The sequence below is a fragment of the Glutamicibacter bergerei genome (assembly GCF_054495185.1).
The window spans coordinates 1,037,278-1,063,355 of sequence record NZ_CM137131.1 but is presented as its reverse complement, the minus strand read 5'-3'; the positions used below and the strand labels follow the sequence as shown (position 1 = coordinate 1,063,355).

General features: G+C 55.1%; 27 protein-coding genes. 6 read left to right on the top strand and 21 right to left on the bottom strand.

Translation table 11 applies throughout. The annotated features are described in order from the left end of the window. Window positions 1–264: 264 nt before the first annotated feature. From ACX5K5_RS04945 to dapA, 17 genes are all read right to left on the bottom strand, one after another. Entirely contained in the window at window positions 265–1,029 is a 765-nt protein-coding gene (locus ACX5K5_RS04945; RefSeq protein ID WP_229677054.1) for a regulatory protein RecX, read from the bottom strand. 98 nt (window positions 1,030–1,127) lie between these two features. Further along, a complete protein-coding gene (gene recA / locus ACX5K5_RS04940; protein ID WP_096254492.1) occupies window positions 1,128–2,171 on the bottom strand; it encodes a recombinase RecA in 1,044 nt (347 codons plus the stop codon). A gap of 234 nt (window positions 2,172–2,405) precedes the next feature. Continuing rightward, window positions 2,406–2,630 carry a DUF3046 domain-containing protein gene (locus ACX5K5_RS04935; protein ID WP_188684817.1) on the bottom strand — a complete coding sequence of 75 codons (225 nt, stop codon included), beginning with the start codon at window positions 2,628–2,630 and terminating at the stop codon, window positions 2,406–2,408. Between the two features lie 76 nt (window positions 2,631–2,706). Further along, entirely contained in the window at window positions 2,707–3,129 is a 423-nt protein-coding gene (locus tag ACX5K5_RS04930) for a helix-turn-helix domain-containing protein (protein ID WP_096254494.1), read from the bottom strand. Window positions 3,130–3,326: 197 nt separating this feature from the next. Continuing rightward, on the bottom strand, window positions 3,327–3,809 hold the full coding sequence (locus ACX5K5_RS04925; RefSeq protein WP_096254495.1) for a CinA family protein: 483 nt from the start codon (window positions 3,807–3,809) through the stop codon (window positions 3,327–3,329). Window positions 3,810–3,823: 14 nt separating this feature from the next. Continuing rightward, entirely contained in the window at window positions 3,824–4,435 is a 612-nt protein-coding gene (pgsA, locus tag ACX5K5_RS04920) for a CDP-diacylglycerol--glycerol-3-phosphate 3-phosphatidyltransferase (RefSeq protein ID WP_188684813.1), read from the bottom strand. A 3-nt stretch (window positions 4,436–4,438) separates the two neighbouring features. Beyond that, window positions 4,439–7,366 (bottom strand): FtsK/SpoIIIE family DNA translocase, encoded by a 2,928-nt coding sequence (locus ACX5K5_RS04915; RefSeq protein ID WP_188684811.1) that lies wholly within the window; start codon window positions 7,364–7,366, stop codon window positions 4,439–4,441. A gap of 257 nt (window positions 7,367–7,623) precedes the next feature. Next, window positions 7,624–7,977, bottom strand: a complete 354-nt coding sequence (locus ACX5K5_RS04910; protein WP_459175119.1) for a TM2 domain-containing protein — start codon at window positions 7,975–7,977, stop codon at window positions 7,624–7,626. A 324-nt stretch (window positions 7,978–8,301) separates the two neighbouring features. Beyond that, complete coding sequence (locus ACX5K5_RS04905; protein WP_096254506.1) at window positions 8,302–9,204, bottom strand: ABC transporter substrate-binding protein; 903 nt, start codon at window positions 9,202–9,204, stop codon at window positions 8,302–8,304. Continuing rightward, the gene (locus ACX5K5_RS04900; protein WP_096254507.1) at window positions 9,201–9,971 is read right to left on the bottom strand and encodes an ABC transporter permease; all 771 of its coding nucleotides are present in this window, start codon (window positions 9,969–9,971) and stop codon (window positions 9,201–9,203) included. Before ACX5K5_RS04900 ends, ACX5K5_RS04905 begins: the two co-directional genes overlap by 4 nt. Continuing rightward, the gene (locus ACX5K5_RS04895) at window positions 9,971–10,654 is read right to left on the bottom strand and encodes an ABC transporter permease (RefSeq protein WP_096254508.1); all 684 of its coding nucleotides are present in this window, start codon (window positions 10,652–10,654) and stop codon (window positions 9,971–9,973) included. Before ACX5K5_RS04895 ends, ACX5K5_RS04900 begins: the two co-directional genes overlap by 1 nt. After that, a complete protein-coding gene (locus tag ACX5K5_RS04890) occupies window positions 10,651–11,478 on the bottom strand; it encodes an ABC transporter ATP-binding protein (RefSeq protein WP_096254509.1) in 828 nt (275 codons plus the stop codon). The genes ACX5K5_RS04895 and ACX5K5_RS04890 overlap by 4 nt, the downstream gene beginning before the upstream one ends. Window positions 11,479–11,916: 438 nt before the next feature. Beyond that, window positions 11,917–12,408, bottom strand: coding sequence for a hypothetical protein (locus ACX5K5_RS04885; protein WP_096254510.1), 492 nt, complete (start codon window positions 12,406–12,408; stop codon window positions 11,917–11,919). 134 nt (window positions 12,409–12,542) lie between these two features. Next, the gene (locus ACX5K5_RS04880; RefSeq protein ID WP_459175118.1) at window positions 12,543–13,025 is read right to left on the bottom strand and encodes a hypothetical protein; all 483 of its coding nucleotides are present in this window, start codon (window positions 13,023–13,025) and stop codon (window positions 12,543–12,545) included. An 81-nt stretch (window positions 13,026–13,106) separates the two neighbouring features. Further along, the gene (locus ACX5K5_RS04875) at window positions 13,107–13,637 is read right to left on the bottom strand and encodes a hypothetical protein (RefSeq protein WP_141392863.1); all 531 of its coding nucleotides are present in this window, start codon (window positions 13,635–13,637) and stop codon (window positions 13,107–13,109) included. Between the two features lie 86 nt (window positions 13,638–13,723). Then, window positions 13,724–15,430 carry a ribonuclease J gene (locus ACX5K5_RS04870; RefSeq protein WP_096254513.1) on the bottom strand — a complete coding sequence of 569 codons (1,707 nt, stop codon included), beginning with the start codon at window positions 15,428–15,430 and terminating at the stop codon, window positions 13,724–13,726. A 19-nt stretch (window positions 15,431–15,449) separates the two neighbouring features. Further along, a complete protein-coding gene (dapA, locus tag ACX5K5_RS04865) occupies window positions 15,450–16,361 on the bottom strand; it encodes a 4-hydroxy-tetrahydrodipicolinate synthase (protein ID WP_443448348.1) in 912 nt (303 codons plus the stop codon). A 60-nt stretch (window positions 16,362–16,421) separates the two neighbouring features. On the opposite strand from dapA, the gene ACX5K5_RS04860 reads away from it, so the two are divergent. Both ACX5K5_RS04860 and ACX5K5_RS04855 read left to right on the top strand, forming a co-directional pair. Further along, entirely contained in the window at window positions 16,422–17,600 is a 1,179-nt protein-coding gene (locus ACX5K5_RS04860; protein WP_459175117.1) for a heparan-alpha-glucosaminide N-acetyltransferase domain-containing protein, read from the top strand. 245 nt (window positions 17,601–17,845) lie between these two features. Next, the gene (locus tag ACX5K5_RS04855) at window positions 17,846–18,565 is read left to right on the top strand and encodes a hypothetical protein (RefSeq protein WP_141392864.1); all 720 of its coding nucleotides are present in this window, start codon (window positions 17,846–17,848) and stop codon (window positions 18,563–18,565) included. A gap of 84 nt (window positions 18,566–18,649) precedes the next feature. Here the strand turns inward: ACX5K5_RS04855 and ACX5K5_RS04850 are convergent, their stop codons facing one another. Both ACX5K5_RS04850 and dapB read right to left on the bottom strand, forming a co-directional pair. Then, window positions 18,650–19,114, bottom strand: a complete 465-nt coding sequence (locus ACX5K5_RS04850) for a hypothetical protein (RefSeq protein WP_096254517.1) — start codon at window positions 19,112–19,114, stop codon at window positions 18,650–18,652. Beyond that, the gene (gene dapB, locus ACX5K5_RS04845) at window positions 19,111–19,869 is read right to left on the bottom strand and encodes a 4-hydroxy-tetrahydrodipicolinate reductase (protein ID WP_096254518.1); all 759 of its coding nucleotides are present in this window, start codon (window positions 19,867–19,869) and stop codon (window positions 19,111–19,113) included. Before dapB ends, ACX5K5_RS04850 begins: the two co-directional genes overlap by 4 nt. 427 nt (window positions 19,870–20,296) lie before the next feature. Between dapB and ACX5K5_RS04840 the strand changes: the two genes are divergently transcribed. Both ACX5K5_RS04840 and ACX5K5_RS04835 read left to right on the top strand, forming a co-directional pair. Then, window positions 20,297–20,482: a hypothetical protein gene (locus ACX5K5_RS04840; protein WP_459175116.1), complete on the top strand. Its 186-nt coding sequence runs from the start codon at window positions 20,297–20,299 to the stop codon at window positions 20,480–20,482. A gap of 73 nt (window positions 20,483–20,555) precedes the next feature. Further along, complete coding sequence (locus ACX5K5_RS04835) at window positions 20,556–21,320, top strand: alpha/beta fold hydrolase (protein ID WP_459175115.1); 765 nt, start codon at window positions 20,556–20,558, stop codon at window positions 21,318–21,320. A gap of 84 nt (window positions 21,321–21,404) precedes the next feature. On the opposite strand, the gene ACX5K5_RS04830 is transcribed toward ACX5K5_RS04835, so the two are convergent. Both ACX5K5_RS04830 and ACX5K5_RS04825 read right to left on the bottom strand, forming a co-directional pair. Then, window positions 21,405–22,775: a M16 family metallopeptidase gene (locus tag ACX5K5_RS04830; protein WP_459175114.1), complete on the bottom strand. Its 1,371-nt coding sequence runs from the start codon at window positions 22,773–22,775 to the stop codon at window positions 21,405–21,407. Window positions 22,776–23,845: 1,070 nt separating this feature from the next. Next, a complete protein-coding gene (locus ACX5K5_RS04825; protein ID WP_459175113.1) occupies window positions 23,846–24,337 on the bottom strand; it encodes an S-ribosylhomocysteine lyase in 492 nt (163 codons plus the stop codon). A 141-nt stretch (window positions 24,338–24,478) separates the two neighbouring features. On the opposite strand from ACX5K5_RS04825, the gene ACX5K5_RS04820 reads away from it, so the two are divergent. Both ACX5K5_RS04820 and ACX5K5_RS04815 read left to right on the top strand, forming a co-directional pair. Further along, a complete protein-coding gene (locus ACX5K5_RS04820) occupies window positions 24,479–25,057 on the top strand; it encodes a phosphorylase family protein (RefSeq protein ID WP_459175112.1) in 579 nt (192 codons plus the stop codon). Window positions 25,058–25,594: 537 nt separating this feature from the next. Further along, on the top strand, window positions 25,595–25,942 hold the full coding sequence (locus ACX5K5_RS04815; RefSeq protein ID WP_096254524.1) for a type II toxin-antitoxin system HicB family antitoxin: 348 nt from the start codon (window positions 25,595–25,597) through the stop codon (window positions 25,940–25,942). The last annotated feature ends 136 nt before the right edge of the window (window positions 25,943–26,078 follow it).

Genomic DNA, 26,078 nt, shown 5'->3' with positions numbered 1-26,078 from the left:
CGGTATTATTCGGCTTATTTGGAGCCTCTGCTATTGCAGGTATTCTCACTTTAATATTCTGGATTGCGTATTCACTCAATCGATTCCTGCGTTGAGATCCCTCGCACCATCAAGTTCTCACAAATCAACAATTAAGTGAGCTCGATTTGTTATGGATAAGTTCGCAGTGTGATGATCTTCAGAAGCTTCGAAGCCTTAACGACTGCAATGACATTGTCACCACACGTTGCAATGGGTCATAGCTGACCGATCTTGACTAACGAGTCACTTCTCTCCGTAACGCTCTTCCCACTCTTCACGGGCAACCTTGAATGCCATCGAACCGTGATAGCCCTTGCGTCCGAGCATGCCAACTAGTCGACGTAGGGCCTTGTCCCGATCTAGCCCCATGGATGCCGGGCGAAGTTTGGTGCGCGCCAGTTCTCGGGCTCGCTGTTCTTCGGCTTCATCGTCGATTTGTTCCAGCGCCTCGGAGGCCACCTCGTCGTCGATCCCTTTGGTGCGCAGTTCACGGCGAATAGCGCCGCGAGCAAGTCCTCGGGAACGGGCACGTGCCACAACCCAGGATTTTGCGAATCGTTCGTCATCGACCAAGTTCAACTCGGCGTAACGCTCCAGCACCTCGTCGGCAATGTCTTCGGGACATTCCTTTTCCAGCAATTTATCTTTGAGTTGTTTGTTGGTTTTATCGCTAGCGGTGAGCTGGCGCAAGACGATGCCACGGGCTTTTTCACGCCACTGGTCATCGCTAAATACTTCGGGCTCATCGGATTCGCGGGCGGCACGGCGTTCTGAACGCGCCTGGCGGCGCTCCTTTTTCGTCGGGCTTTCGGCGACGGGCGCCTTGTTGGCCACGATGTTTTCCATCGCTGAGCGGAGCTCGTCGACGGTTTGCGGGGCGGCTGTTTTGGAGCCGCCGGACAGTACCTGGGTGACTTCGCTGCCCTTGACGGCCCGGGGTTCACGGATTGGCTTAGGTTTTTTTAGCTCTTCTAGTTCCTGCTCGCTGGGTTTGGCCCAGTCAGGCATGTCATCTAGGTCGCCATGAAACTCTTTGGAAACGGACGTAGCGTCCGACCCGGATCGAAATCCGGGTCGGACGCTACGTTTATTGAAGCCTGAGGCCACTACTTATCGCCCTCGACGATTCGCAGGTCAGCCTCTCCTTCTTCGCCGTCTTCGAGAATGCCAAGCTTAGTCAGAATCTGGCGTTCCAGCTCATTGGCCAGATCAGGGTTGTCGCGCAGGAAGCGACGCGCGTTTTCCTTGCCCTGGCCCAGCTGGTCACCATCGTAGGTGAACCATGCGCCGGACTTTTTGACCATGCCATGCTCAACACCCATATCGATCAGGCTACCCTCGCGGGAAATACCGTGGCCGTAAAGGATGTCGAATTCAGCCTGCTTGAAAGGAGGCGCCATCTTGTTCTTGACGATCTTGCAACGGGTGCGGTTACCGACTGCGTTGGTTCCCTCTTTGAGAGTCTCAATGCGGCGGATGTCGATACGTACCGAAGCGTAGAACTTCAGAGCCTTGCCACCGGTGGTGGTTTCGGGGCTACCGAAGAAGACACCAATCTTTTCACGTAGCTGGTTAATGAAGATCGCGGTGGTCTTTGAGTTCGACAGGCGTCCGGTAATCTTACGCAGTGCCTGAGACATCAAACGCGCCTGCAGACCAACGTGGCTGTCGCCCATTTCGCCTTCAATTTCGGCACGTGGCACGAGGGCAGCCACGGAGTCAATCACGATGATATCCAGTGCGCCGGAGCCCACCAACATGTCCATGATTTCTAGAGCCTGTTCACCGGTGTCTGGCTGGGAGACCAGCAGTGCGTCGGTGTCCACGCCAAGCTTCTTTGCGTATTCAGGGTCAAGTGCGTGCTCAGCGTCGATGAAAGCTGCAACGCCGCCAGCCTTCTGCGCACTGGCAACTGCGTGCAGAGCCAAAGTGGTCTTACCCGAGGATTCTGGGCCGTAGATCTCCACGACTCGACCACGGGGAAGGCCGCCTATGCCCAGCGCAACGTCCAATGCCACCGAGCCGGTGGGGATGACCTCAACGGCTGCGCGGGTGGTGTCACCCAAACGCATGAGTGAGCCCTTGCCGAAAGCCTTGTCGATTTGGCCCAGAACGGACTCGAGAGCCTTTTCCCGATCATTACTTGCCATGGTTCACCTTTGGTCATGCAGGCCGTTGCGCGACCTGCCAATCAATCTTTGTACTGTATCTAGACAGTATGAGCGCCAACCGACACTTTAGACCGCTTAGGCCCGAGGTGTGGACAAACTCTGTGTGCTGTTGTTAATAGAATAACCTAATCCGAACAGATGTTCGAAATCAAGTAAGCGTGTTTCGAATATTTTTCAGTTCTTCGAAGACTGCACCGCGCGGTAGTCGCGTGCTTAGGGCTCTTTGATTTCCAGATCCATTCCCAACCAACGCTCGGGTGGCAGATCCTGCGCGCGGCAGATCGCTTCCCAAACCTCTCTGGGCTTGATTCCTTTTCCTAGTGCTTCGGTGGCATTCATGCTCTGCAGCTCAGTGAGCGCAAGCGAATCAGCCAGGGTGCGCGAATAGATCGAACCAAATTCATGATCCATATTTCGCCAGAATTCACTATTTTTCACGACTCATATTCTTCCATGCATAACACGAGGGCCCTCGCATTTGCGAGGGCCCTCGAGTCGAAAACTTGGGTTGAGATTAGACCGATGCCAGTGGCTTGCCGTTGCGGCTTTCGACGTCCGCGGCGAATTCATTGGTCAGATCCAATGGAACGGTATCCGGAATAGTTACACCCTCGGCCAATGCGATGCGATCGGAAACTTCACGAAGCATCAGTGAGAGCGGCACCTCCAAGGCGGTGCAGATGGAGGAAAGCAACTCAGAGGATGCTTCCTTCTGGCCACGCTCAACCTCGGATAGGTATCCAAGGGAAACACGGGCGCTATGGGAAACCTCGCGTAGGGTCCTGCCCTGACGTTGACGAACATCGCGCAGGACGTCACCGATTTCATGCCGGAGTACTACCATTTTGCGTTCCTCCTTCTCGGGCTGGACCGAATGGGCTTCTCCCATATCGCGCCAACGGACGACACCATTGACAGTTACGGGTTGCTTCACCATGTGTATAGCCTCTACTCCTAGGTCCTTCTCAAAAGATACAGCTTGCCGAAGAGCCAAACCTTTCGACCCTTCAATTCGTATAACCACACGTTATACGGATTTGTTCCCGACACCTCAGCCTAATCATAAATATGCGACGTACGCCACATATAAGTGAAATATTGTGAAGTTTCTGGGTATTAATAGTATCTCGCGTCTTACTGTGAAGAAGCTTTACCCAAAATGGCAGCTAGCTGATTGATCGCCGCGATGGTGCTTCGTTCTCGGATTTTGGCGCGATCCCCCACAAAGTGGTGGGCAACAAAACCAGATTCTTCCTTGTAGGCCCAGCCAATGAATACTGTGCCTACGGCTTTTCCGTCATGGGGTTGCGGTCCGGCTACCCCGGTGGCCGAGACCGTCAGTTGCGCACCACAGGCACTTTGCGCACCAACTGCCATCTGGCGGGCGACTTCCCCGTCTACCGAACCAGCTTGGGCCAGCAAGGATTGATCCACCCCAAGCAGTGAAGCCTTAACCTCGGAAGAATAGCTGATCACTCCCCCGCGCAAAACGGCCGAAGCGCCGGACACCTCGGCAAGCGTGGCCGCGATCAAACCGGCAGTTAACGATTCGGCGGTAGCGATTTGAACGTTTGCGGCGATCGCCGCCGTGATCACCGGGATGGCCTGGGGTTCCATGCGCTGCACCTAAACTACTTGGCCCTGGCTGCAGAACGCAGCTTGGCGGCCTTGTAGATGTATTCCAAACCGGTCAGCACGGTGACCGCCATGGTCAGCAACATCAAGATGAACGCGATCATGTTCAGCCAGTCGATCGTCTGGGTATATGGCAGCAGGTAAAGGCCGATAACCACCGCCTGCATCACGGTTTTCACCTTGCCGCCCATATTTGCGGCGATAACCCCATAGCGGATCACTGCCAGACGCAGCAGCGTGATACCCCACTCGCGGACCAGGATCACGATGGTGATCCACCAAGCCAGTTCGCCGAGCATGGACAGTACTACCAGCGCGGAGCCGGTGAGCAGTTTGTCCGCGATAGGATCCGCAATTTTACCGAAGTTGGTAATCAGTCCGCGGCTGCGGGCCAGGTCTCCGTCGAGTTTGTCGGTGTACATGGCCACCACGAACAGCGCCAGGGCCACCCAGCGCCACAGGCCTTGTTCGCTGTTATCAGCCAGCAAGGCCCAGACAAAGAACGGCACCATGATGATGCGGACGGTGGTCAGGACGTTAGCAATGTTCAGGTTCGGGACCGGGGCGTGCGCCGGGGAGTCCTCGGGCTGCGGGGCGTGCGCGCTCATGGTTTAGTTTCTTCCTGTCAGGTCCCAGGCGTCCTCGCCCGGTTCGTCGGCTTCATCAAAGTATTCGGTGGCGGGTTCGCGCTTAGCCAGGTCCTGGGCAACCAGATCCACCGGTTCGGCGTGATTCACATTGGCCTCGTTAACCAGTGCTGCTTCGGCGGCGGTGGCCTGATGGTTGGTGGCGTCATCGTCCCCACGCATGGCGGCGAGCACCATTGGCAGGTCATCAGGCTGGATCAGCACATCGCGGGCCTTGGAACCCTCCGAAGGTCCCACCACGCCGCGCGATTCCATCAGGTCCATCAGGCGTCCGGCCTTGGCGAAGCCAACACGTAGCTTACGCTGCAACATCGAGGTGGAACCGAACTGGCTGGTGACCACAAGCTCGGTGGCCTGCAACAGCAAGTCCAAATCGTCGCCGATATCCTCATCGATGGTCTTCTTTTTCTCAGCCACCGGGGTGACATCATCACGGTATTCGGGCTTGAGCTGACCGCGCACGTGGTTGACCACGCGCTGGATTTCCGATTCGGTCACCCAGGCACCCTGAACACGCATGGGTTTGGAGGTACCCATGGGCAAGAAGAGCGCGTCACCCTGGCCGAGCAACTTCTCGGCTCCGGGCTGATCGAGCACCACACGTGAGTCGGTGACCGAGGAAGTTGCGAAGGCCATGCGCGATGGCACGTTGGCCTTGATCAGGCCGGTCACCACATCCACCGAGGGACGCTGCGTAGCGAGCACCAGATGAATGCCGGCGGCACGCGCTAGCTGGGTGATGCGCACGATGGAATCTTCCACATCTCGTGGGGCAACCATCATCAGGTCGGCGAGCTCATCGACGATGACCAGCAGGTATGGGTAGGGTTTCATCACGCGCTTGGACCCCTCGGGCGGGATCACCTTGCCGGCACGCACGCCCTTGTTGAAGTCGTCGATGTGCTTGTAACCGAAGTTCGCCAGGTCATCGTAGCGAGTGTCCATTTCACGGACCACCCACTGCAGTGCCTCGGCGGCCTTCTTCGGGTTGGTGATGATCGGGGTGATCAGGTGTGGCACGCCCTCGTAGGCGGTGAGCTCCACACGCTTAGGGTCAACCATCACCATGCGCACCTCGTCCGGGGTGGAACGCATCAAGATCGAAGTGATCATGGAATTCACGAACGAAGATTTACCGGCACCGGTAGCACCGGCGACCAAGAGGTGAGGCATCTTAGCCAGGTTCGCCACGACGAAGCCGCCCTCGACGTCCTTGCCTACTCCCATCACCATTGGGTGTTCGGTCTTTCGTGCGTTGTTGGAACGCAGCACATCACCGAGTGCAACAATTTCCTTGTCGGTATTGGGAATCTCGATACCGATGGCGGACTTGCCGGGGATCGGCGACAGGATGCGCACGTCCGAGGAGGCAACCGCGTAAGAGATGTTCTTGGACAGCGCGGTGACCTTTTCCACCTTGGTGCCCGGAGAGAGCTCAATTTCGTAGCGGGTCACCGTTGGGCCACGCGAGAATCCGGTGACGTGCGCGTCGACCTTAAACTGTTGCAGGGTGTTGGTCAGCGCGGCCACGATGGCCTCGTTGGCCTCGGAAGCTTCCTTAGCTGGCGGGCCAGCGGGCAGGAAGTCATCTTGTGGCAGCGTATAGGTGACATCGCCGGAAAGCTGAAGCTGTTCGGTACGCTGCGGGATTGGTTCCAGTGCGGGAGCCGGTCGGGTGTGGTTCACCGCGACGGTCGGCATCGCATCGGTGTCTGGCTCGGGTTCGCTGACACTGTTTAGGCCAACTTGTTCCATGATCGCAGCCATCTCGGCCTCGGCCTTGGTGGGGCGTTTGACGCCCGGTGGCGGGACAGCAGGAGCGGCAGCAGCCGCGGATTTAGCGGCCAGGTCTGGACGCGCAATTGCCTCGGTGGCGGTGGAATCCGCGTCGTAGATCTCGGAAAGGGGCAGCGCGTTGGTTGCGGGCTCCGCGGGGTCAATGACGGCTTTATCGTAGGCGACATCACCGGGGCGCTCGTCGTGTCCGTCGCCATCTACGTTGTATACCTCGGAGACGCGTTTAGCCTCCGCACGGCGTTCGAAGAAATTCTTCTTCTTCGGCTTCGCCGCTGGCTCATGCTCAGCATCCGGGTATAGATAGGTCTGGTCGTGTGTTTCGGCGTGGGGGTCCAGTACCGCAGACTGCGCCACCGTGGGCGCGGTACGTTCGCGGTGTGGGTCCTGACCGAGCAACCGGTTGTAACCAATGCGCACGCGCGAGGCGATCTGCAATGGCGGGGTCGCGGTCATCACGAGCACCGAAAGAATAAGGAAGAAGATGTGTACTGCCATCGCGCCGGGGACCGAGATCATCAGTCCTAACGGGGTGCCCAGGATCGAACCGACCATGCCGCCGGCAGCCCAGAGGGCAGAGAAATCGTCACTGACCGACGGTGATCCGTTGGCCAAGGCGGCCACAGAGGCCCCTGCCAGGGTCATCATCAACAGGCCAATTCCGATGCGGTTATTTGATGCGTCTGCTTCCGGGTAGCGGAAGAGTCGGAAGGCACCGATGAACAGTATCACCGGCAACAGTACCGCCATGAAGCCCACTGAGCCTCCGGCCACCGCGTGCACGCCGCGTCCGAACCAGCCCACATCGCGTAGGCCCCACCACTCGACGATGGCAATGGTGATCGCGATCAGCGTGAGAAAGAGTCCGGTGCCGTCACGGCGTAGCTCAAAGTCGGGTTTGACCGTCGCGCCGATGCGGCGGAAGGCGCCACCAAAAATCCGGGCGATGCCCATCCACATACTGCGAATTGCGCGCAGTGGAAGAGCGAGATCCTGTTCCGGGTTCTCGGGCGTTTTTTTGGCAGGCGAAGAGCTCGACGTTCGCGGTTTGCGCGTCGTCGGCTTCCTCTCCCCCTGCGACTGAGTGCGTGAGGCCATAGTTCTAGGGTATCGCCACCTACTGAATACCAGCCGAATTTACACGTCTGGCCGGGGATTGGTACTACCCGCTATTGGTCACAGTGCCGTATTCTCTGCGTGATTCCGACAGCGCTAGTGTGTGACCGGCGGTCAGGCTAGGTGGTAAACGCCGAACCAGCGGACGGCTAAGTACGGGGTAGATGGGCTGTCTGAGCAAAAACTCCCAAGAAAGAATCGTGCGACGTACTTGGTCACCTCGCTGAGCACTGTTCGGGTTAGTAGCTGAAGTTTTCCCAGCTAGTGCCGATACCGAGAACCATGAAGATGACCGTGACTATCAGCGCCACCTTCTTGTGCTGCTCGTAGCCGGCCAGGGAATAACCTGACTTGTCGCGCATGGTGCCGCACAGGATGAGAATGATATCTATCAAGGCCCAAATTCCGAAGCCTCCCAGCGTGACAAGCTTTAGGATACCTGTGCCAATTTTCCCTAGGTAAAATCGGTCGACTCCCAGAACGCCTAGGAACCACGACAGCAGCCAGGTAACGATGAAGTTCTTCTTGCCTTCACCGTTATACGCACCATTCTCAGATGCGGTGTATTGATAGTTGTTCGGAGATACCGACATTTTTCTCCTGCTGTTGTTCAACGACATCGCTAAACGAAAAATACTACTTGGCAGACCAGCAAGCTATTTAGTGAAACACTCGTGGCGAAGGTTGCGGACAGATCACATACGAATCTGCTCGTGCCGACTTCTAAGGCTCGAGCAGATTACGGTGTTTTAGTTGAATCGACGCACAGGATCCGAAGCGACAAACCCTCAGCTCTGTGTACAGTGCGCAAACCTACTTCGCGACTGAAATTCGGCAGACCACAGTTCAAAGATTCAGGTATCGAAACTAGACACAATACCTATGAACGCTCCGTAGGCCTTGTTGGTTCACGGCGCTTACAGTCCCTCGGAAGCTAACCATGCCGAAGCAATGTCTGCAGCCGATTTTTTATCAACGGTACTCTGCACGTTTAGTTCCACCAGCGTGCCTGCATCCAGCTTTTCGCTGACTGGATTCAGCACGGTAGCCAGGTCCGAAGACAAGTCAGCAGATACTACTGGCACAACGTTCGAGGCAAGGAACATAGACTTCGGGTCTTCAAGTACCACTAGATTCTCGGTCTTGATGCGCGGGTCAGCGGTAAATACGTTGGCCACGTTCACGGTACCGGCGACCAACTCTTCTACTGTGGTGTCGCCTGTTCCGGAGAAGTCAGCAGTGACTCCGTAGACGCTTTCAAGCCCCTTGGGACCGTATGGACGTTCAGCAAGTTCCGGGGGCCCACCCAACGTTAGTTTCGTTGAAACGCCAGCCAAATCTTCAATGGACTTCAGCTTATTTTCATCAGCGAACTTTCGAGTCACAGTGTATGAGTCTTGGTCCGAAGCATTCGCTTGCTCAAGAACTGCTAACGAATCTGGCAACTCAGTTTCGAGCTCTTTGTACACTTCGTCCGAAGCGCGGGCCTTAGTATCGTCCTTAAAGAATTGCAACAGGTTACCGGTGTACTCGGGGAACACATTGATGGCACCATCTTCGAGCTGTGGCATGTAAGCGTCGCGCTGACCGATGTTGAACTTTCGTTCAACTTCTTTGCCGGCGCCTTCTAGCGCTTGGGCGTAAATTTCCGCAACGATTTCATTGGAGTAGTAAGCCTGTGAGCCGACAACAATTTTCTCACCACTTGCCGGAGCGGAGTTGCTCTCGGTTGCCAGAGGATCTCCCCCACCGCAGCTAGTCAAGGCGAGGCTTCCAGCCATGACTGCGGCTGACGTAGCGATGATGCGTTTTAGCTTCATGACATTTCCTTTTCGTTGGACTGCAAATAGTTAGGGCTCTTCTTTGTATCTTTATCGGCTTCGCTGACCGGCGCAACTTTGCCAGGCATTTTTGTATTTATGCGTCCCACCCCAGCCGGTACCGCGAGTTTTTGCGCTAAGGCAAAAATCAAGTCCAAAAGCAGCGCGAGCACGGCAACCATAAGTGCTCCCCCAAGCACCATGTCGAAGCGGCGCAAGTTCAGCCCGGTGATAATGGGCAGTCCCAGTCCACCAAGGTTGACGTAGGCTGCGATGGTCACCGTCGCAACTACCTGCAAGACAGCTGACCTGATTCCGCCTACGAGCAACGGTAAACCTAACGGGATTTCTACCTTGAAGAGGATTTGCCATTCGGTCATGCCCATGGCGCGGGCCGCATCGATGGTTTTCCTGTCGATCGCTTCAAAGCCCGTGTATGCACCGGCAAGGAGCGAGGGAATGGCTAACAACACGAAGGTAAGCACCGCGGCCTCAGGCTTGTGCAGTACACCAAAAATCAATACCAACAAGATCAAAAGACCAAAAGATGGCACGGCTCGGGCGATCCCTGCGGCACCCACTGCAATCTCGCGTCCCTTACCTGTATGCCCAATGGCCCATCCGGCCGGAATTGCAATCAGCCCAGCGATGGCTACTGTCACCACGGTGAATAGTAGATGCTGTCCGAGCAAAGTCTGCAGTCCCCCGCTGCCTTCCCATTGCTCCGGAGCGAAAAGCCACTGAATTGCTTTGTTAATAAGATCCATTAGGACACCTGCTGCCGAGTAGCGTTCTTGACGGCTTGCTGTGACTTCTTAGGTTCTCGTGTCCATGGCATCAGCCAGCGGCCAACAAGGATGAGCAATAGATCCACAGCCAAGGCAATCAATGCGACGGCGAGAATTCCTGCAAATACCTCTTCAATGATGCGACGTTGTAATCCGTTGGTAAATAGGTAACCCAGGTTGGTGACTCCCACCAAAATTCCTACCGTTGCCAAAGAAATGCTGCTGACTGCGGTCACTCTAAGACCTGCCAGGATCACAGGTCCTGCAAGTGGCAGGTCTACCGCAAAAAACCTGCGTGCTGAGCCATAGCCCAGCGCAGTCGCCGCTGAGCGCGCTGCTGGGTCAACTGAATCCAGTCCATCAACAACCCCACGAACCATAATTGCCACAGCATAGAGGGTTAACGCGACGATGAGGTTCGCTTCGCTGATTGCGCTCATGCCGGTGAGCACAGGCAGGATCATCAGCAGGGCCAGCGAAGGAATGGTGTAGAGCAGCCCGGTCAACGTCACAACAGGCCCTCTAACGAGTCGATATCTCCAAGCCACCCAGCCCAACGGAATCGACAATAAGAATCCCACTAAGATCGCAATCAGACTCTGTCGCAGGTGTTCTAGCGACAGTGAACCGATGAGGCTTATGTTCTCAGATATCCAGTTCACGAGCTGGAGCCGTCTTCGATGAGTCGTCCTTGAGTACGCCCCTGCGAATCAACGAGGACCATGCCGTGTGGCGTGTGTTTGACGCTCAGCGCTCTGGCACCCCTATCGGTACCGATGAATGAGGCAACAAAGTCATTGGCAGGGTTTTCGATGATTTCGCTCGGACTGCCCACTTGTAGCTTTTGCGCTCCGGCTGCGAGGATCACAACTTGGTCGCCGAGCAAAAATGCTTCATCAATATCGTGGGTAACAAAAACTATGGTCTTGCCAAGGTCCTGTTGAAGGCGGATGAGCTCTTGTTGAAGCTCTGCGCGGACGATTGGGTCCACCGCACCAAAAGGTTCATCCATAAGTAAAATGTTCGGGTCTGAAGCTAGGCCCCGAGCTACGCCCACACGTTGCTGTTGCCCACCCGATAGCTGATGAGGGTACCGATCTGCCATGGATGCGGGCAGGCCCACGGTTTCCATAAGTTCCAAGGCGCGGACTCGTGAGGCTTTGCGGGATTGACCTTCAAGCCTGGGTACGGTGGCAATATTCTCCGCGACGGTAAAGTGTGGCAGCAGTCCGGAATTCTGCATGACGTAACCAATGCTACGGCGCAAGGCCACGGCGGGCTTCGTAGAGATTTCTTGTTCGTCAATGCGAATCGACCCCGAGCTTGGATCAACCATGCGGTTGATCATGCGCAACAAGGTGGTTTTGCCGCATCCCGAGGAACCAACAAAAACCGTGGTCTTGCGAGCAGGGATAGTCAGGCTGAAATTCTCGACGGCCATCGTTCCGTCGGCATAGTGCTTGGAAACATTCTCGAACTCGATCATGCGTTGTACCCGAGCATCGTTGACTCCTTGTCATGTCGTTGCGCCTAATTCTGCCTTAAAACGGCTCCACGATCACAGCAGTTCAGGATTTACTCATTTAATGGAATCCGTGTCGACACGCTAGGTCCATACAGGCCAGCCTTAGGAGGGTATCTGATTCAAAGTTATCGTGGAGGACTGCTTCGCCGATCCCTCCGTCCGAATCGCTTCAGCCGTGATGATCACAGGCTTGAGTGGAATGCCTCTGGCTCAGGCCGAAGACGCGGTTACAAGCGGGTTTTCTAACGCGTTGGGTTCAGCGATACTCGCGGAAGTTTAGACTGGCAAGGTTTTGCTGGAATATTCCAGAGACGTGCAGGGCGTGCAGATCCTCCTGCCGATGCCGTTTTCTTCTTCGTCACTTGAAAAACAGCTGGGATGGAGATCTACCCGCATAATTTATTGGTCAGGTTGGCCTTCAGACCCATTATTAAACGCACTCGTTGGCACCCTAGCTTTCTTTCGTCGGGCCACAAATGTCCTTGCGAGCACGATCAACGACAGGGGTACCGCTATTGTTCCCGCAGCGAGGGAGACACTGAGCGTAAGCGGCAAAGAACTTGCCCCATCAAAAACGTCACTTAACAGCAACGTCCAGACAATGCCGGGGATAATTCCCATCGCTAAAGCGGTCAGGCTAAGTAGCAAACTGCTCAGCCGAGAAGAGACGGCCACACCCAGGATCGCCATGAGAGATGCGATTCCGAGCCAAGGAATTAGTGGGATGGCCAGAGCAAACCAAAAGCTGAAGTCAAAGTAACTCCACCACGGTGCGTCAACCAATAGTGGGTCCACTACGAGCAACAAGAACATCCAGACCATGCTGGAGATCAGCGGAAGCAGCTGCCACGAAGTTTTTTGCAGAAGGCAGCGCTTTTTCTCGCCAACCATATCGTTCATTCTTGTTAAAGACCGTTCTAACCAAGGAGAGAATTGCGGGCCGGAATAGATTCATGCGAACCTAATTTTGAATCTTTCAGTTGACCTAGCCTGCGACTCATGCGAGTACGTCGGCCGATTTTCAGCTAAAAGTTCCTCTTTGACGCGCGTCGTTGCTCTAACGAACCAATAGTTTTCCATGCAACGGCGAAGCACAGCCCGAGAAAGATGACAGCGGTGGCAAGAAAAACAGCTGGCCCAAGGCTCACGTAAAGAAACAAGGACAGCCCTACGACGACCAATAGTCCGCCAACCAGCGCTCCGATTACACCAACCTTGGCCTGTTGGCTGACGTCAGCGCTGGCGTTCTTCTTGTCACCGATTGCGAAGCCAATCACCGCACCGGTGGCTGGGAAGATTGCGATGACACCACCAATCCAGGCACCGTTAAACGCCGCAAGCAAAAGTCCGCCGATAAAATTAACCGATGTATTCGAAGACCCGTGAGTTAGCACCGGCCAGAAAATGACTGTGCTCAGTGCGGCCCCGAAGAGCACCCCTAGTACTATCGCCACACCAAAGATCGGTAGCGTGAACGAGTCATTGGCTTGTTTTGCAGGATTTGCCATGGGTTGATCGTATGCGAGTCGAAGTCGACTTGTCGATATTTAATACGTTGCAGTGATATCGATAAAACCTGATATCACCAATTAGGAGATTTGAGCCTGCAAACTATTCTTGACGGTCCGGTGATCTCTTCGTTGCAAATAGCCCAGCAACATATAAATGAGCACGTAAGTCAGCGCAAAACAGAGAAGAACAAAGCCTGCGGCCACATACAAGATGCTGTGATCCGATGGATCCGAGAGGTAGAAAACAAGCAAAACCAGCGCGGGTAGCAGTGAACCAATGCTAGCTCCCCATCCGGCCCACAGTGCTTGACGTTGTCCCGAGGCATCCGGGTTATTGAGCTCTTGAATGAAGACTGCAACATAAGCTCCCAGCCCCGGAAATAATGCAATTCCCCCACCGATGAGCGCCGCATAAACCGCAAATACTCCATATTCGAGCCAAAATCCGCCCGTCGCTGAGACGGAGCCCGGCTCCATAACCGCCTCATCGCGGGACGAAAACCACATCAGCACTACCACGAGTAGGCCACAGATCACGCCCGCGATCAGCGCTAGTGCTCCCATCGGGAGCAACAATCTATTTGAACTCTGCGCCGAAATCTTTCTCATGAGCACATCATAAGCCTGAGATACTTCCGCAGATATAAGTAATGCCTCAAACCAGAATTGGTTTGAGGCAATACTTATTTTGTTCTTTAGGCTTCGAGCACGACCGGCACGATCATCGGACGGCGGCGCAGCTTGCGCGACACCCACGAACCGATGACGCGACGGACAATCTGCTGCAGCTGGTGGGTGGAGTGGTTCGGGTTATTCGCCACTGCCTCCAGGATTGCTGCTGCGATCTTCGGCTTGATCTCGTTGAATACCGCATCGTCCTCGGCAACGCCGCGGGCGTGGATATCCGGTCCGGAGATCAAGGTGCCGTTCTGGCGGTTGATCACGGTGATGACCGAGATGAAACCTTCTTCACCCAAGGTGACGCGGTCTTTGAGATCTTCGTCGGTAATGGTGCCAACCTTGGAACCATCAACGTAGACATAACCGCATTCAACCTGACCAACAAGTTCGGCTACGCCGCCCTTGAGGTCGATGACCGAGCCGTCTTCGGCCAAGATCACGTTCTCTTCAGGAACACCGGACAGCGCGGCCAGACGGCCGTTGGCGATCAGGTGACGGGTTTCGCCGTGTACCGGCAGTACGTTCTTAGGGCGGACGATGTTGTAGCAGTACAACAGCTCGCCGGCCGAGGCGTGTCCGGAGACGTGCACCTTGGCCATGCCCTTGTGGATGACCTCTGCGCCCAAACGCATCAGACCATTGATCACGCGGAAGACTGCATTCTCGTTACCTGGGATAAGGCTCGAAGCCAGGATGACGGTGTCACCCGGGTTGATCTGAACCTTGTGCTCGCCGTTGGCCATACGGGACAGTGCTGCCATTGGCTCGCCCTGCGAACCGGTGGACATCAGCACGACCTTGTCATCGGGCAACTGATCGATCTGCTTGAGGTCTACAACGACACCCTGCGGGATGTGCAGGTAACCCAGACGCTCAGCGATACCCATATTGCGTACCATCGAACGGCCAATGAACGCGACCTTGCGGCCGTGCATCGCTGCGGCATCGAGCACCTGCTGCACGCGGTGAACGTGCGAGGAGAAGGAGGCCACGATAATACGGCGACGGGCACGAGCGAACTTTGCTTCGAGCACCGGACCAATTTCGCGTTCGGCCACGGTGAATCCCGGTACCTCGGCGTTGGTGGAGTCGGTGAGGAACAAGTCCACACCTTCTTCACCCAGCTTGGCGAAGTGGCGCAGGTCGGTGATGCGGCCATCCAGTGGCAACTGATCCATTTTGAAGTCACCGGTGTGCAGCACGGTACCGGCTTCGGTACGTACAAACACTGCCAACGCGTCAGGGATCGAGTGGTTCACAGCGACGAATTCGCATTCAAATTCACTGATCTGAGCGATCTCGTTCTCGGCAACTACGTTGGTGATCGCCTTGATACGGTGTTCAGCCAATTTAGCTTCGATAAACGCCAGGGTCAGCTTCGAACCGTACAGCGGGATATCTTCGCGCAGACGCAGCAGGTACGGAACGGCACCGATGTGGTCTTCGTGACCGTGAGTCAGCACCACACCAACGATGTCCTCGAGGCGATCCTTGATGTAGGAGAAGTCAGGTAGGATCAAGTCCACGCCTGGCTGGTGCTCTTCTGGGAAGAGCACTCCGCAGTCGATGATCAACAGCTTGCCGTTGATTTCGAATACGGTCATATTGCGGCCAACTTCGCCCAATCCGCCCAGCGGAACGGTACGTAAAGTCCCCTTCTTCAGCTTGGATGGTTTCTGCATACGCGCAGTATCGGCCTTGCCTACCGAACTTTCAGTCATAAGCGGTTAAGCCCTTTCGTTAAAGATCCCATCCACCTTCACGTAGATCCGCGCGGATGGCATCGAGTTCTGCGTCCGATGGTGCCAGTAGTGGCAATCGAACGACGGTGTTCGGCAGGACACCCTGCCAGTGAAGTCCATATTTTGCAGCAACTGCGCCCTGAATGTGGCCCATGATGCCGCGCTGGATCGGATCCAGCTCGAAGTGTGTAGCGCGTGCAGTGGCCAAATCGCCAGCATGCATCGCATCAACAAGCGTACGGTATTTAGCCGCCGCAACGTGAGCCGTCACAGAGACGACTCCTGCGGCGCCTGCTGCCATAAGCGGCAAGGTCAACCCGTCATCGCCTGAATAAACGTGCAAATCGGTGTTCGCCAACACGGTGGTGGTCGACTGGTAGTCGGCCTTGGCATCCTTGAGCGCGATCACCTGTGGGATCTGCGCTAATTCAATGATAGTTTCTGGGCTCAGCGCGATTCCGGTGCGTCCAGGAATGTCATACATCATCACTGGAAGATCCACGGCCTCGACAATCGCCTTAACGTGGGCGATAACACCGGCCTGGCTTGGCTTGTTGTAGTACGGAGCGGTAATCAGGATGCCGTGTACTCCGGCTTCCTTGGCGCGCAAAGACAGGCGGATAGAGTGGCGAGTGTCATTAGTCGTGGACCCCGCAAGTACCGCTGCACGGTCTCCCACGGCGTTAACGACGGTGCGGAACATTTCAATATTCTCGTCATCGGTCAGCGTGGAAGTCTCGCCGGTGGTGCCGGTAACGACCAATCCGTCACAGCCTTCATCAACGAGTTTGATAGCCAGCTTCGCGGCGACATCATAGTCAACCTCACCTGCATCGGTGAAAGGGGTGACCATCGCGGTCAGTACGGTGCCGAAGGGGAATGACTGATTATCAATTTCACTAGTTGCCATGGCTTAAATCTACACGCGGAAGTGTCACGATGGCATATTCATGTAGTTACGTGATGCGATATGTCTATGCACGTGCAAACGAAGTCGCGCAGACTAACCGGATTAGACGCTACTCGGGCGTTGGCGATCTTGGGAATGTTCGCCGCCCACATCTTTGATCTCTTAGCCCTCGACAATTCCGGGATCTTATCCCCGACCTTCACTGGAGCGACCGCCAATGGCCGCGCTTCGGTACTCTTTATGGTGCTGGCAGGCGTTTCACTAACTCTCTTTGCCCGTTCCTTACAGCGCAAGGGGCTATCCCGGAAGGCTTCTGTGGGCGTGTTAGTGCGCAGAGCTTTGGTCATCGCGGTATTAGGTTTACTCATTGGCCCAGTCAATGAATCGATAGCAAACATCCTGGTGCACTACGGCTTACTATTTCTGCTGCTAATTCCAGCGCTCTACCTGCCTGCGCGGGCACTATGGGTTCTGTCCGTCTTCTGGCTGGTCATCGCACCGTTGGCTTGGCGGCCGCTTGCTGCAGCCGGAGCTGCGCAATCTTTAGGACATAACCCCACATTTACCGACTTCGCGCATCCCGGTCTGCTTCTGGCTGATCTGCTAGTTACCGGCTATTACCCGTTGTTGATTTGGATAGGTTTTGGCTTATTGGGGGTTGCTGTCGGAAAGCTCCCCCTTTCACAGAAGAAAACCGTCGCTTGGATGGGCGCCGGCGCAGTAGTCCTCGCGGCACTAAGTCTGCTCATTGGTTGGCTCAAAATCTTGCCGTGGATAACCGCAGTAGGTACCGTCGCTGGCATCCCACGATCACAGATTTTCACCGCAATGGTCACTGGACGTTCTCCGTCCGGCAATCTTGACCGTTTTTTGAGCGAATCGTCCTACATCTGGTTGCCAACCGCGCATTCGGGTTCGATGATCTTCACGATTCATGCCGCAGCATGCGCACTGTCACTGTTGGCAATGCTGCTCTTAGTGACTCCCCACCTAGGGTATGCCGGAGCGCTGCTGGCAGCAGCTGGACGTGCACCACTCACGTTATACATTGGGCATTTGGTCTTACTGCCGCTGTTGCAGGTGGGCCTTTCTGCCTGGGTTCAATGGTGGACGCTGTGTGTTCTCATGTTGCTGGCTGCGTTGATACTGCACCATTCGGGCAAGGCCGGGCCGCTTGAGGCTGGCGTACGTTATCTGAGCATCCTGCCAACTGACGAAAAGAATAGTGACCCGAAATAGCCTACCGGCGTCATTCAAGAACGAAATAAAAGTTAGGCGTTTTGAACGACTGACAAGTGTGTAGTTACACTTTCCTTATGAGAAAACATGGACGTGGCAGAAGTAAAACCGATACCCTCTCGGTAAAAATTTCAGCTATTGCACTTCTACTTACCCTCGTAGGGTGCTATTCTGCCCCAGCAGAACAGCCCAGCGCGCCGACGCTTTCTCCCTCACCGACAGTTTTAAGCCTTCGAGATTTTGACTTGGGCAACACAGATTGGAAGTTGGGCGAAGGGTATGAGAACAAGCCACGTCCCATCGTAAAACTACAGGACGGAAAGTCCGTCAACAAGGATGACGAGAAGCTTTCACCATCCTACAAACTCGGCGACGTAGTGTACTCAGACTTGAACGACGATGGCATTGAAGACGCCGCAGCCACCTTGGAATATTCAGATGGAAATGCCTATGCAACCTTCATGTATCTTTGGCTGGCTGATGAACAGAAGCCGAAACAGCTGCTAGAGCCAATTGCTGTGGAACGTAGCTGCGGGGACTCGGTGAACAAGGTCACCGCAGTACCAGGTGGAATCAAAATCATGGAAACACGACGAACCATGTTTGATACAGACCGGTCATGTGCCCAAGGAGGAACTTGGAAAGAAACTAGAACCATCTCCGTAGAGCAGATCGGCAAAAACAAGACTTGGCTCCCGGTACAGACCGCCCCAAAGCGCGGTTATGGCGGCATCTGTAACGAAGCCATTCCTGGAGATATCCTCCCCTTTGACGAGCCATACTATTTGGCACCAAACAAAGCAACGAAGCAAGAGTTCGCGGCCCATGATCAAATTCGCGGCATTAGCATCGCAGGCAACGGGATGAGCACTACCGAAGACTCAGAACCCGAGGGATGGAAGCTTTATAACGTGGTTGAGAAAGATGATTCTGTTGAACGGTGCATCTGGCTACCGGTGACCTAGTCCGACGAGATTCTGCAGCGAAAACTAAAGGGAGTACCAAAACCCAAGCGGGTTTAGGTACTCCCTTATCAGTGCTCTGAAGCTCTATTTGTCGCTAGATGCCGAAGCTTTTTTATCGGCAACAAAGAAGTTCACCGCTGTACGCATCGAAGAACGTGCACGCTTGCGGTCCCCGCTGGCGTCATAAGCCAAAGCCAAACGGTACCAAGACTTCCACGACTCCGGATTCGCTTCGACATCTTCCTTATGACGTGGGAAGTCAGCATCCGCGGCTTCACGAATGAACCGCCCCGAGGGCATCCGAGGAAGATCTTCGGGAAGCTCCCCAAGCTCGGCAAGGGTCTTGCCCATTTTTTCCGTACGAAGCCCAAAGAGCACCTCGCGAATCAAGATCCACACACCCAAAGCGGGAATCACGAAGACCGCTACTCCCATGGCGATAGCGATCGGTTCGCCGGTGCTCATGAAACGCACCGCTTGGGTGAAGGACATAAAAATATACAAGGCAAATACAAGCAGAATTACGCCTACCCAGAGTTTCGTTTTCACTGGCCCAACTCCAAATATCCGTCTAGTCCATAAGTCAGGCCGGCATGTGCCGAAACCTTTCGCAGACCCAAGAGCACACCTGGCATAAACGAGGCGCGGTCATAGGAATCGTGGCGCAAGGTGAACTGCTCGCCCGGCCCGCCAAAGAGGACTTCCTGGTGGGCTACCAAGCCACGTAAACGCACCGAGTGCACATGCACATCGTCTACGAGGGCACCTCGAGCACCATCGAGCTGTGTATCGGTGGCGTCTGGGCTTTTCGCAACACCTGCAGCCTTACGAGCGGCAGCGATCAGCTCGGCGGTGCGTACCGCAGTTCCGCTGGGAGCATCCACTTTATTCGGATGGTGCAGTTCGATAATCTCTACCGATTCAAAGTATTTAGCAGCGGTGGCCGCAAATGCACTGGCAAGCACGGAGCCGAGGGCAAAGTTTGGCGCGATCAACACACCAACTTCCGGGTGCTGCGCGAGTAACCCTTCAAGGTTGGAGCGGCGTTCCTCATCCCATCCAGTGGTTCCCACCACGGCGTGCAGTCCGTTTTCCACGGCAAAACGCACGTTAGCTTCGGTAGCTGCCGGGACCGACAGGTCAACGATGTGGGTTGCTCCGGCCTCCAGAATCTCGTTGAGGTCCGCGCCGCGTCCGAGGCTGGCCACGAGTTCCATATCGGCGGCCGCGGAAACAGCTTTAACAGCTTCCTCGCCCATTCGTCCTGCGGCACCAAGCACCGCAACCTTAATTTGTGCACTCATGTCTTTAAGCGTATCGCTTGCAGACGGTCGCGATTGGCATCGATGACGTGACTTCTACCCGTTCGAGTCCTCACCGCAATGCGTTGAACACGCATCAGATTTTTTGCGAACAGCTTGAGATATACGGTGCCCAGCTTGTATTGCTGGGCAACTCAAGGAAAAATAAGCTTCACGATCTTCCAAGGAGTTGGCAAGTAAAATGGGGACTGTCCTGAAGCGATGGTGCGCTGGCACTTTTTTAGTAGCCGTCGTCACGTTCGGTACCATCGCGTGTAGTTCTGGCGATGTACCGCCGACCTTGAGCGATGATGAACGCGCTCGACTCGTCGATAGAGTCGAAGAGCAAAGCTCGTGGATTGAATCACCTTCCTGCCAAGTTGAGGTATTTCGGCAAGACGGCGATACAACCTATGGCTGGGCCGATTGCATGACGTCAGCTTCTGCTTCAACTTCTGAGCAAGAACTACTACAGGGTGAGTCCTATCCTTTTCGCATTGATGGCGATCAGATCCGTGTCCCTGGCGACGGAGGTGCCTATGAAGAGGAGCTCAAGGAAATCTTCCCAGAAGATTTGCGGGCAGCCATCGAGGAACATTCCGTAGGGCTGCCCTAAAGCTGATCTGCATCTGCTCGGCGCAGATCTTGGCTAGAGTAGAGCCTTCAGCAAATAAATACTAAGTTTTTTCGTGGAATCGTCCGCGGACGGAAGGGTACGTGTGCGGCACGGCTATTTTGGACAGATCCCGGAGACGTTACGTACCCGATTATCGGTACGCGTGGCAGGAACTGGCCCTGATGTGGTGCTCATTCATGGACTTGGAGCCTCCAGCCGGTATTTCACTCCCCTAGCTCAAGAGTTGTCCCGTGACCATCGAGTGATCGTTCCTGAGTTGCCTGGCCACGGTAAGAACATGGATGACGGCAGGCCGGTCAGCGTGGCACGCTTTGCTCACGAGGTCTCCCTCGCCTTACGCACATTAAATGTGAAAGACGCAGTCATTTTGGGACATTCGATGGGAGCTCAGGTGTCCATCGAGATTGCTCGTAGTCGTCCTGAGCTATTCAAACACCTGATCATTGCTGCGCCAGCGGTTAATGACCGAGAAGATACGCTCTTCCGGCAGGCTCGCAGGCTCTTGCAGGACTTTCCCCATGAGTTAAATGCGGTCAAGGCTATCTTGCTCGTTGACTATCTGCGATGCGGTATTCCGTGGTGGGCTAAGAGTTGCGCGCAGATGCTCGATTACCCGACCATTGACTATTTAGGATCGGTGCCTGTTCCTGTCGATGTAGTTTGTGGCACGAAGGATTCACTGTCGCCACCGGACTTTGGGTTACGCCTTGTGGCTGACGCTCCGAATGCAAAGTTGTCGGTATTCGAAGATGCAGCGCACGGTTTCAACTACTCGCATTTTGAACAACTAGCCCAGCTGGTCCGTGCAGCGGGCTAAGCGCAAAGACTCCACCGTCAAAAAGTAAGGGACGCCCCACACTGTTGAAGTGGTGAGCGTCCCTTATGTTTTTTGTTGAAGTATTTAGCGCCCCAGCGCCGCTGCAGATTCGAATGGACCGACCACGGTGATGGTGCGTTCCTTGGCAGCAAGCTCTTGAGCCAACCCTTGCACATCGTCCTTGGTGACCGCATTTACACGGCTCAGTGCCTCGTCAATGTCTTGGAATTCTCCGGTGACCATCTCAGCTCGTCCCAGGCGCGACATGCGACTTCCTGGATCTTCCAGAGCCAACACGGTACCGCCCGCGAGCTGGCCCTTGGCCTGGGATAATTCAGCGTCGGTAATGCCGTCCGCAGCCAATCGATCCAGCTCGGATTCAAGTAGACCGATCACTTCGCTTGCCTTAGCTGGAGAACAACCGGCATACATGCCGAAATATCCGGCATCGGTATACGCAGCCGAGAATGAATACGTGGAGTACGCAAGTCCACGCTTTTCACGGATCTCTTGGAACAGACGCGAGCTCATGCCACCACCGAGAACCGCGTTGAGTACGGCAAGTACCTGCCGCCTCTCATCTTGTCCACTGATGCCAGGGCAACCGATGATGATACTGGCTTGTTCAACCGGGCGGTTGATCACTTCAATGCCGGGCACCGAAACAATAGTTGCCGGTTCCGAGGAACGACGCGGTTCCGGAACCGCCATCGGGTCAAGATCCCAGCCTGCCTCGGAGAGCGAGGTGAGAACCATTGCGCATAGTTCCTCGTGGTTTAACGAGCCTGCCGCGGTGATGATCACTTCGCTCGGGCGGTAATGCGCCCGGTAGTGCTCCATGACTGCCTCGCGGGAGATTTCCATGATCTCGGCGGGTGTGCCACCAATGGGTCGCGCCAACGGGTGATCACCAAGGACCTTAGCGACAAAGTGTTCGTGGGCTACCTCGGTGGCATCGTCAGCGTCCATTGCTAGTTCTTCGATGATCACCCCACGCTCTTGCTCCAATTCCAGGGGGTCGATGACAGCGGAGGTCACCATGTCTGCGATGACGTCCATGGCCATTGGCAAATCGGAGTCAAGCACTCGCGCGTAGTAACAGGTGGATTCTTTCGCGGTCGCAGCATTTGATTCGCCGCCCACTGCGTCAAAAGCCTGAGCGATTTCAAGCGCAGTGCGCTTCTTAGTTCCCTTGAACAATAGGTGCTCAAGAAAATGCGTCGAACCGTAGTGCCCAGCTTCTTCATCGCGGGATCCAACGGGTACCCAGAATCCAACGGTGGTTGAACGCTGGCCGGGCATTGCCTCGGTCAGTACACGAACACCGCCGGGAAGAATACTTCGACGTACTTCCGCCCCGCCCTCGCCGCGGTGGACCAACGATGGGTCAGCCGGATCAATCGGAGAGAACTGGTATGCCTCAACCGAGTGCAACGGCAACGGAATCATGACCACAGAGAAACATCCTTAAACATCGGGTCCCGGCAATTCAAGCCGGGCGGAACACTGTCCCTATTCTCCCACAGGGGGTTGTGGACGGCGTTCAGCTTCGTTGCAGCTCACTGCCGCAGCATGAACACGCCGGAATCACCTTCCGGGTCCTGCTGTGGAAGGTGTTCCCGGCTTAGCATCAGCGGCTCAGCGACCTTAAGGGCATCTGCGTTCACGTCTGATTCGTTCTCCTACTCCGGTGCCTTACCCGAAAGGCTCGTTCGGGATCTCAGGAGGCGGCATTGGTGCACCGGGTGGGGATGCAGGATCCTGAGGCGCGCCAGGGGCAGACGGTTGGTGCTCGGGACTGCTGGGACTGCCTGGACTCGTCGGATCCGGGCTAGTGGGCTCCGCCGGCGGAGGTGGCGGTTCCGGAGCGGGCGCGTGGGTCGGATCGATGGTGTTCTCCATGATGCTCTCCTAGTCTCCTGACTTCACGCCAGGTTCCTTCCATTCAAGGACAGAATGCTCTGGCAGACAACCCCTTAGGGAACTCTGAGGCAGTCTGCTTTGATGGCCCAAGCGCTGCCTCGGTCGGTTTTGCCGCCCGGAATATTAGGGTCTGAAGGCTAATGGAGGTCTTCCGATCCTGGTTCCTGCACTGCAGTCGTTGGATCTGCCGGCCGATCTGGCGTGGCCGGAGCTGTTGGGTCAAATGGCGGAGGTCCAATTGGTCCATCGGGATCTGGACGATTTGGTGGATTCGTCGGATCGGGCGGGTCAATCGGTGTCGTCGGTTCCTCAGGAATACTCGGCCGGGCTGGATCTGGCGGCAACGTGCGGCCTGAGTCTTCTGCCGAATGCGGATTTGTCGACTCCATGATCAGTCCTCTGCTTTCGATCGGCGCTCGCTTAGCAATACGAGTGAGACCATTCAAGATCCAGCGACTTGGTAAAGCAAGAGGCTTCAGGCAATACTCAGCAGAAAATAAGTGCAGCGAGGCCCAGCGCCATCTGACGGCAAGCGCTGGGCCTCGCTGGATGCTCATGGGCGCGGGCGGGCATTACTGGTGCCACCGGCCCATTACTTTCGCTCAGGCAATATTGCTGCGGTCAAACGCGTCCAGACTGATGCCTTGTTCCAGAATCAGCTTGGCCCATTCCTTTGCCGAGTGCAGGCTGTGATCGCGGTAGTTACCGCAGCTCACCGCTTCGGTGCCCGGAACGTCATCCCAGGTGACTCGCTCTGCCAGATCTTCAACTGAAGACTTGATCGCTTTGGCAACTTCTTCAGGAGTTGGCTCGCCCCAAACAATCATGTGGAACCCGGTACGGCAACCGAAAGGCGAGAAATCAATGAGACCTTCGAAGCGGGTACGGATCAGACCCGCCATGGTGTGCTCGATGGTGTGCAGGCCAGCGGTAGGGATCTCACCGTGGTTTGGCTGCACAAAACGAATGTCGTAGTTCGTGATGGCGTCACCCTTGGGGCCACGCTCAACGCCGATCTTACGCACGTAGGGAGCCTTGACCTTGGTGTGGTCCAGGGCAAAACTTTCAACAGCTGCAAGTTCAATTTCACTCATGGTTTCAGTCTATCCGCTCCCCCATTAGCAAAATTGAAAAACTTCATAGCCCGTAACCGATAAACTCGAGTGAGCATGCTGGCCGTCGAATCTGTTTCCGGTCAGAATCAAAAAGACTTATTTGTTGTTGAGAGGAACCGAATGTCGGACCAGAAGACCCTGCTCGTATTCGCGCACAGTGATGAAGCATCTGCCTTCGCAGACGTGCCACACATCTTATCCGGAGTAGGGAAGGTCAACGCTTCGGTAGCACTTGCCGGTGCGCTTGCCGACGGCGGCATAGAGCGAGTTATCGTTTTGGGCACCGCAGGGGTAGTCGGTAATGCCGACGAAGACCGTCCGAGCTTGGATACAATTTACCAGGTGACTCGTTTGATCCAGCACGATTTCCCATTGGCCTCAGATGATGTGGTGCCAACCGGCGAGATCCTACTGCCTGATACTCAAGCCACTATGGCTACCGGAGATGTGTTTGTCAGCAACGACGAGCAGCGCGCCCACATTTCCGGCTTGAATGCGCAGCTGGTAGATATGGAAGGTTACGCCTACGCGAGCATGTGCCAGCGTTTTGACGTTCCACTGCAGATCTTCAAGGTTCCTTCGGACTACGCCGATAGCTCCACCAGCATGGACGATTGGGATGCGATTGTCATCGCCAAGAGCGTTCAGCTACGTGAGTTCTATGATGCGCACCTGATTCCGGCTAGCCCAATTAGCTAGAACTACCCTATATTCGGTCTCTGAGCTGTAGGTTCCTAACGGAATCGACGGCGAGGATACCCTAATCACGCAGAACCCCGGCTTCGCAGATTAGCCGGGGTTTTATCGTCCTAGACGATCTTGCATTGACTATTTTCAGGACAAGAGTCCCGAGATCAAACGTGTTCCGTGAGCAAGTTTTCCACAGCCCTAGTCGCATTCTCGAATATTCAATATGATTCATCTATGATCCAACATACATCGAGCACCTCTTGCCAAAGTGGTGCCAATAGTGGAACCATAGAGATATGTCGGGAATAGACGACATAGAAGTTAAAATGAGGGAGAGCCCAAAGAACGTTAAGTTCGCTGACATTCGCAAAGTTTGCGATGCGCACTTTGGACTACCCAGAAATCGGGCAGGAAGCCACTTAGTATATAAGACTCCTTAGCCCGGTGATCCTCGAGTTAATATTCAAAATAAAGACGGAATGGCTAAGCCTTACCAGGTAAGGCAAGTTCTCGAGGCAATCGAGAAAATGAAGGAGATGAGCGGAGTTGACTAATTTGCCTACACCGGCAGTCGCAGCTCACTATAAATACAACGTGTCTTGGTCTCCGGAAGATGATGAGTTTATTGCAACCGTTGCAGAATTCCCATCATTGTCATGGATAGATGAAAACCAGATCTTGGCCCTGACTGGTCTGCGCGATCTTATCGCCGAAGTTATTCAGGATATGAGAGATTCCGGCGAAGAGGTGCCTGTCCCTTTTTCGGTTCGGAAATTCAGCGGGAGCATCCGTGTACGCGTTAGCCCGGAAAAGCATCGAGACCTAACCATCGCTGCTGCCGACCAGAGAGTTTCACTGAATCGGTATCTTACAGAACGCTTAGCTTCCTGCTAAAGGTATGCGCCAACGTAGTACATCTACATTTTAATTTAGTCGTTGCAACTTTGCGCGTTGCAGTGGCTAATTTGTGCCCCTCTCCGATTGCCTTCAGTTAACAATCGCGTCTGGGCAGTAGAAAACCCCGGCTCAC

Bases quoted from the DNA above. Each gene is read 5' to 3' on its own strand.
- ACX5K5_RS04930 (WP_096254494.1), bottom strand. From the start codon at position 3,129: ATGGTGAAGCAACCCGTAACTGTCAATGGTGTCGTCCGTTGGCGCGAT.
- ACX5K5_RS04910 (WP_459175119.1), bottom strand. From the start codon at position 7,977: ATGTCGGTATCTCCGAACAACTATCAATACACCGCATCTGAGAATGGT.
- dapA (WP_443448348.1), bottom strand. From the start codon at position 16,361: ATGGCAACTAGTGAAATTGATAATCAGTCATTCCCCTTCGGCACCGTA.
- ACX5K5_RS04900 (WP_096254507.1), bottom strand. From the start codon at position 9,971: ATGGATCTTATTAACAAAGCAATTCAGTGGCTTTTCGCTCCGGAGCAA.
- ACX5K5_RS04825 (WP_459175113.1), bottom strand. From the start codon at position 24,337: ATGAGTGAAATTGAACTTGCAGCTGTTGAAAGTTTTGCCCTGGACCAC.
- dapB (WP_096254518.1), bottom strand. From the start codon at position 19,869: ATGAGTGCACAAATTAAGGTTGCGGTGCTTGGTGCCGCAGGACGAATG.
- ACX5K5_RS04945 (WP_229677054.1), bottom strand. From the start codon at position 1,029: ATGCCTGACTGGGCCAAACCCAGCGAGCAGGAACTAGAAGAGCTAAAA.
- ACX5K5_RS04875 (WP_141392863.1), bottom strand. From the start codon at position 13,637: ATGAGAAAGATTTCGGCGCAGAGTTCAAATAGATTGTTGCTCCCGATG.
- ACX5K5_RS04840 (WP_459175116.1), top strand. From the start codon at position 20,297: ATGACGTCAGCTTCTGCTTCAACTTCTGAGCAAGAACTACTACAGGGT.
- ACX5K5_RS04885 (WP_096254510.1), bottom strand. From the start codon at position 12,408: ATGGTTGGCGAGAAAAAGCGCTGCCTTCTGCAAAAAACTTCGTGGCAG.
- ACX5K5_RS04860 (WP_459175117.1), top strand. From the start codon at position 16,422: ATGTCTATGCACGTGCAAACGAAGTCGCGCAGACTAACCGGATTAGAC.
- ACX5K5_RS04905 (WP_096254506.1), bottom strand. From the start codon at position 9,204: ATGAAGCTAAAACGCATCATCGCTACGTCAGCCGCAGTCATGGCTGGA.
- ACX5K5_RS04925 (WP_096254495.1), bottom strand. From the start codon at position 3,809: ATGGAACCCCAGGCCATCCCGGTGATCACGGCGGCGATCGCCGCAAAC.
- ACX5K5_RS04880 (WP_459175118.1), bottom strand. From the start codon at position 13,025: ATGGCAAATCCTGCAAAACAAGCCAATGACTCGTTCACGCTACCGATC.
- ACX5K5_RS04820 (WP_459175112.1), top strand. From the start codon at position 24,479: ATGTCGGACCAGAAGACCCTGCTCGTATTCGCGCACAGTGATGAAGCA.
- recA (WP_096254492.1), bottom strand. From the start codon at position 2,171: ATGGCAAGTAATGATCGGGAAAAGGCTCTCGAGTCCGTTCTGGGCCAA.
- pgsA (WP_188684813.1), bottom strand. From the start codon at position 4,435: ATGAGCGCGCACGCCCCGCAGCCCGAGGACTCCCCGGCGCACGCCCCG.
- ACX5K5_RS04890 (WP_096254509.1), bottom strand. From the start codon at position 11,478: ATGATCGAGTTCGAGAATGTTTCCAAGCACTATGCCGACGGAACGATG.
- ACX5K5_RS04915 (WP_188684811.1), bottom strand. From the start codon at position 7,366: ATGGCCTCACGCACTCAGTCGCAGGGGGAGAGGAAGCCGACGACGCGC.
- ACX5K5_RS04870 (WP_096254513.1), bottom strand. From the start codon at position 15,430: ATGACTGAAAGTTCGGTAGGCAAGGCCGATACTGCGCGTATGCAGAAA.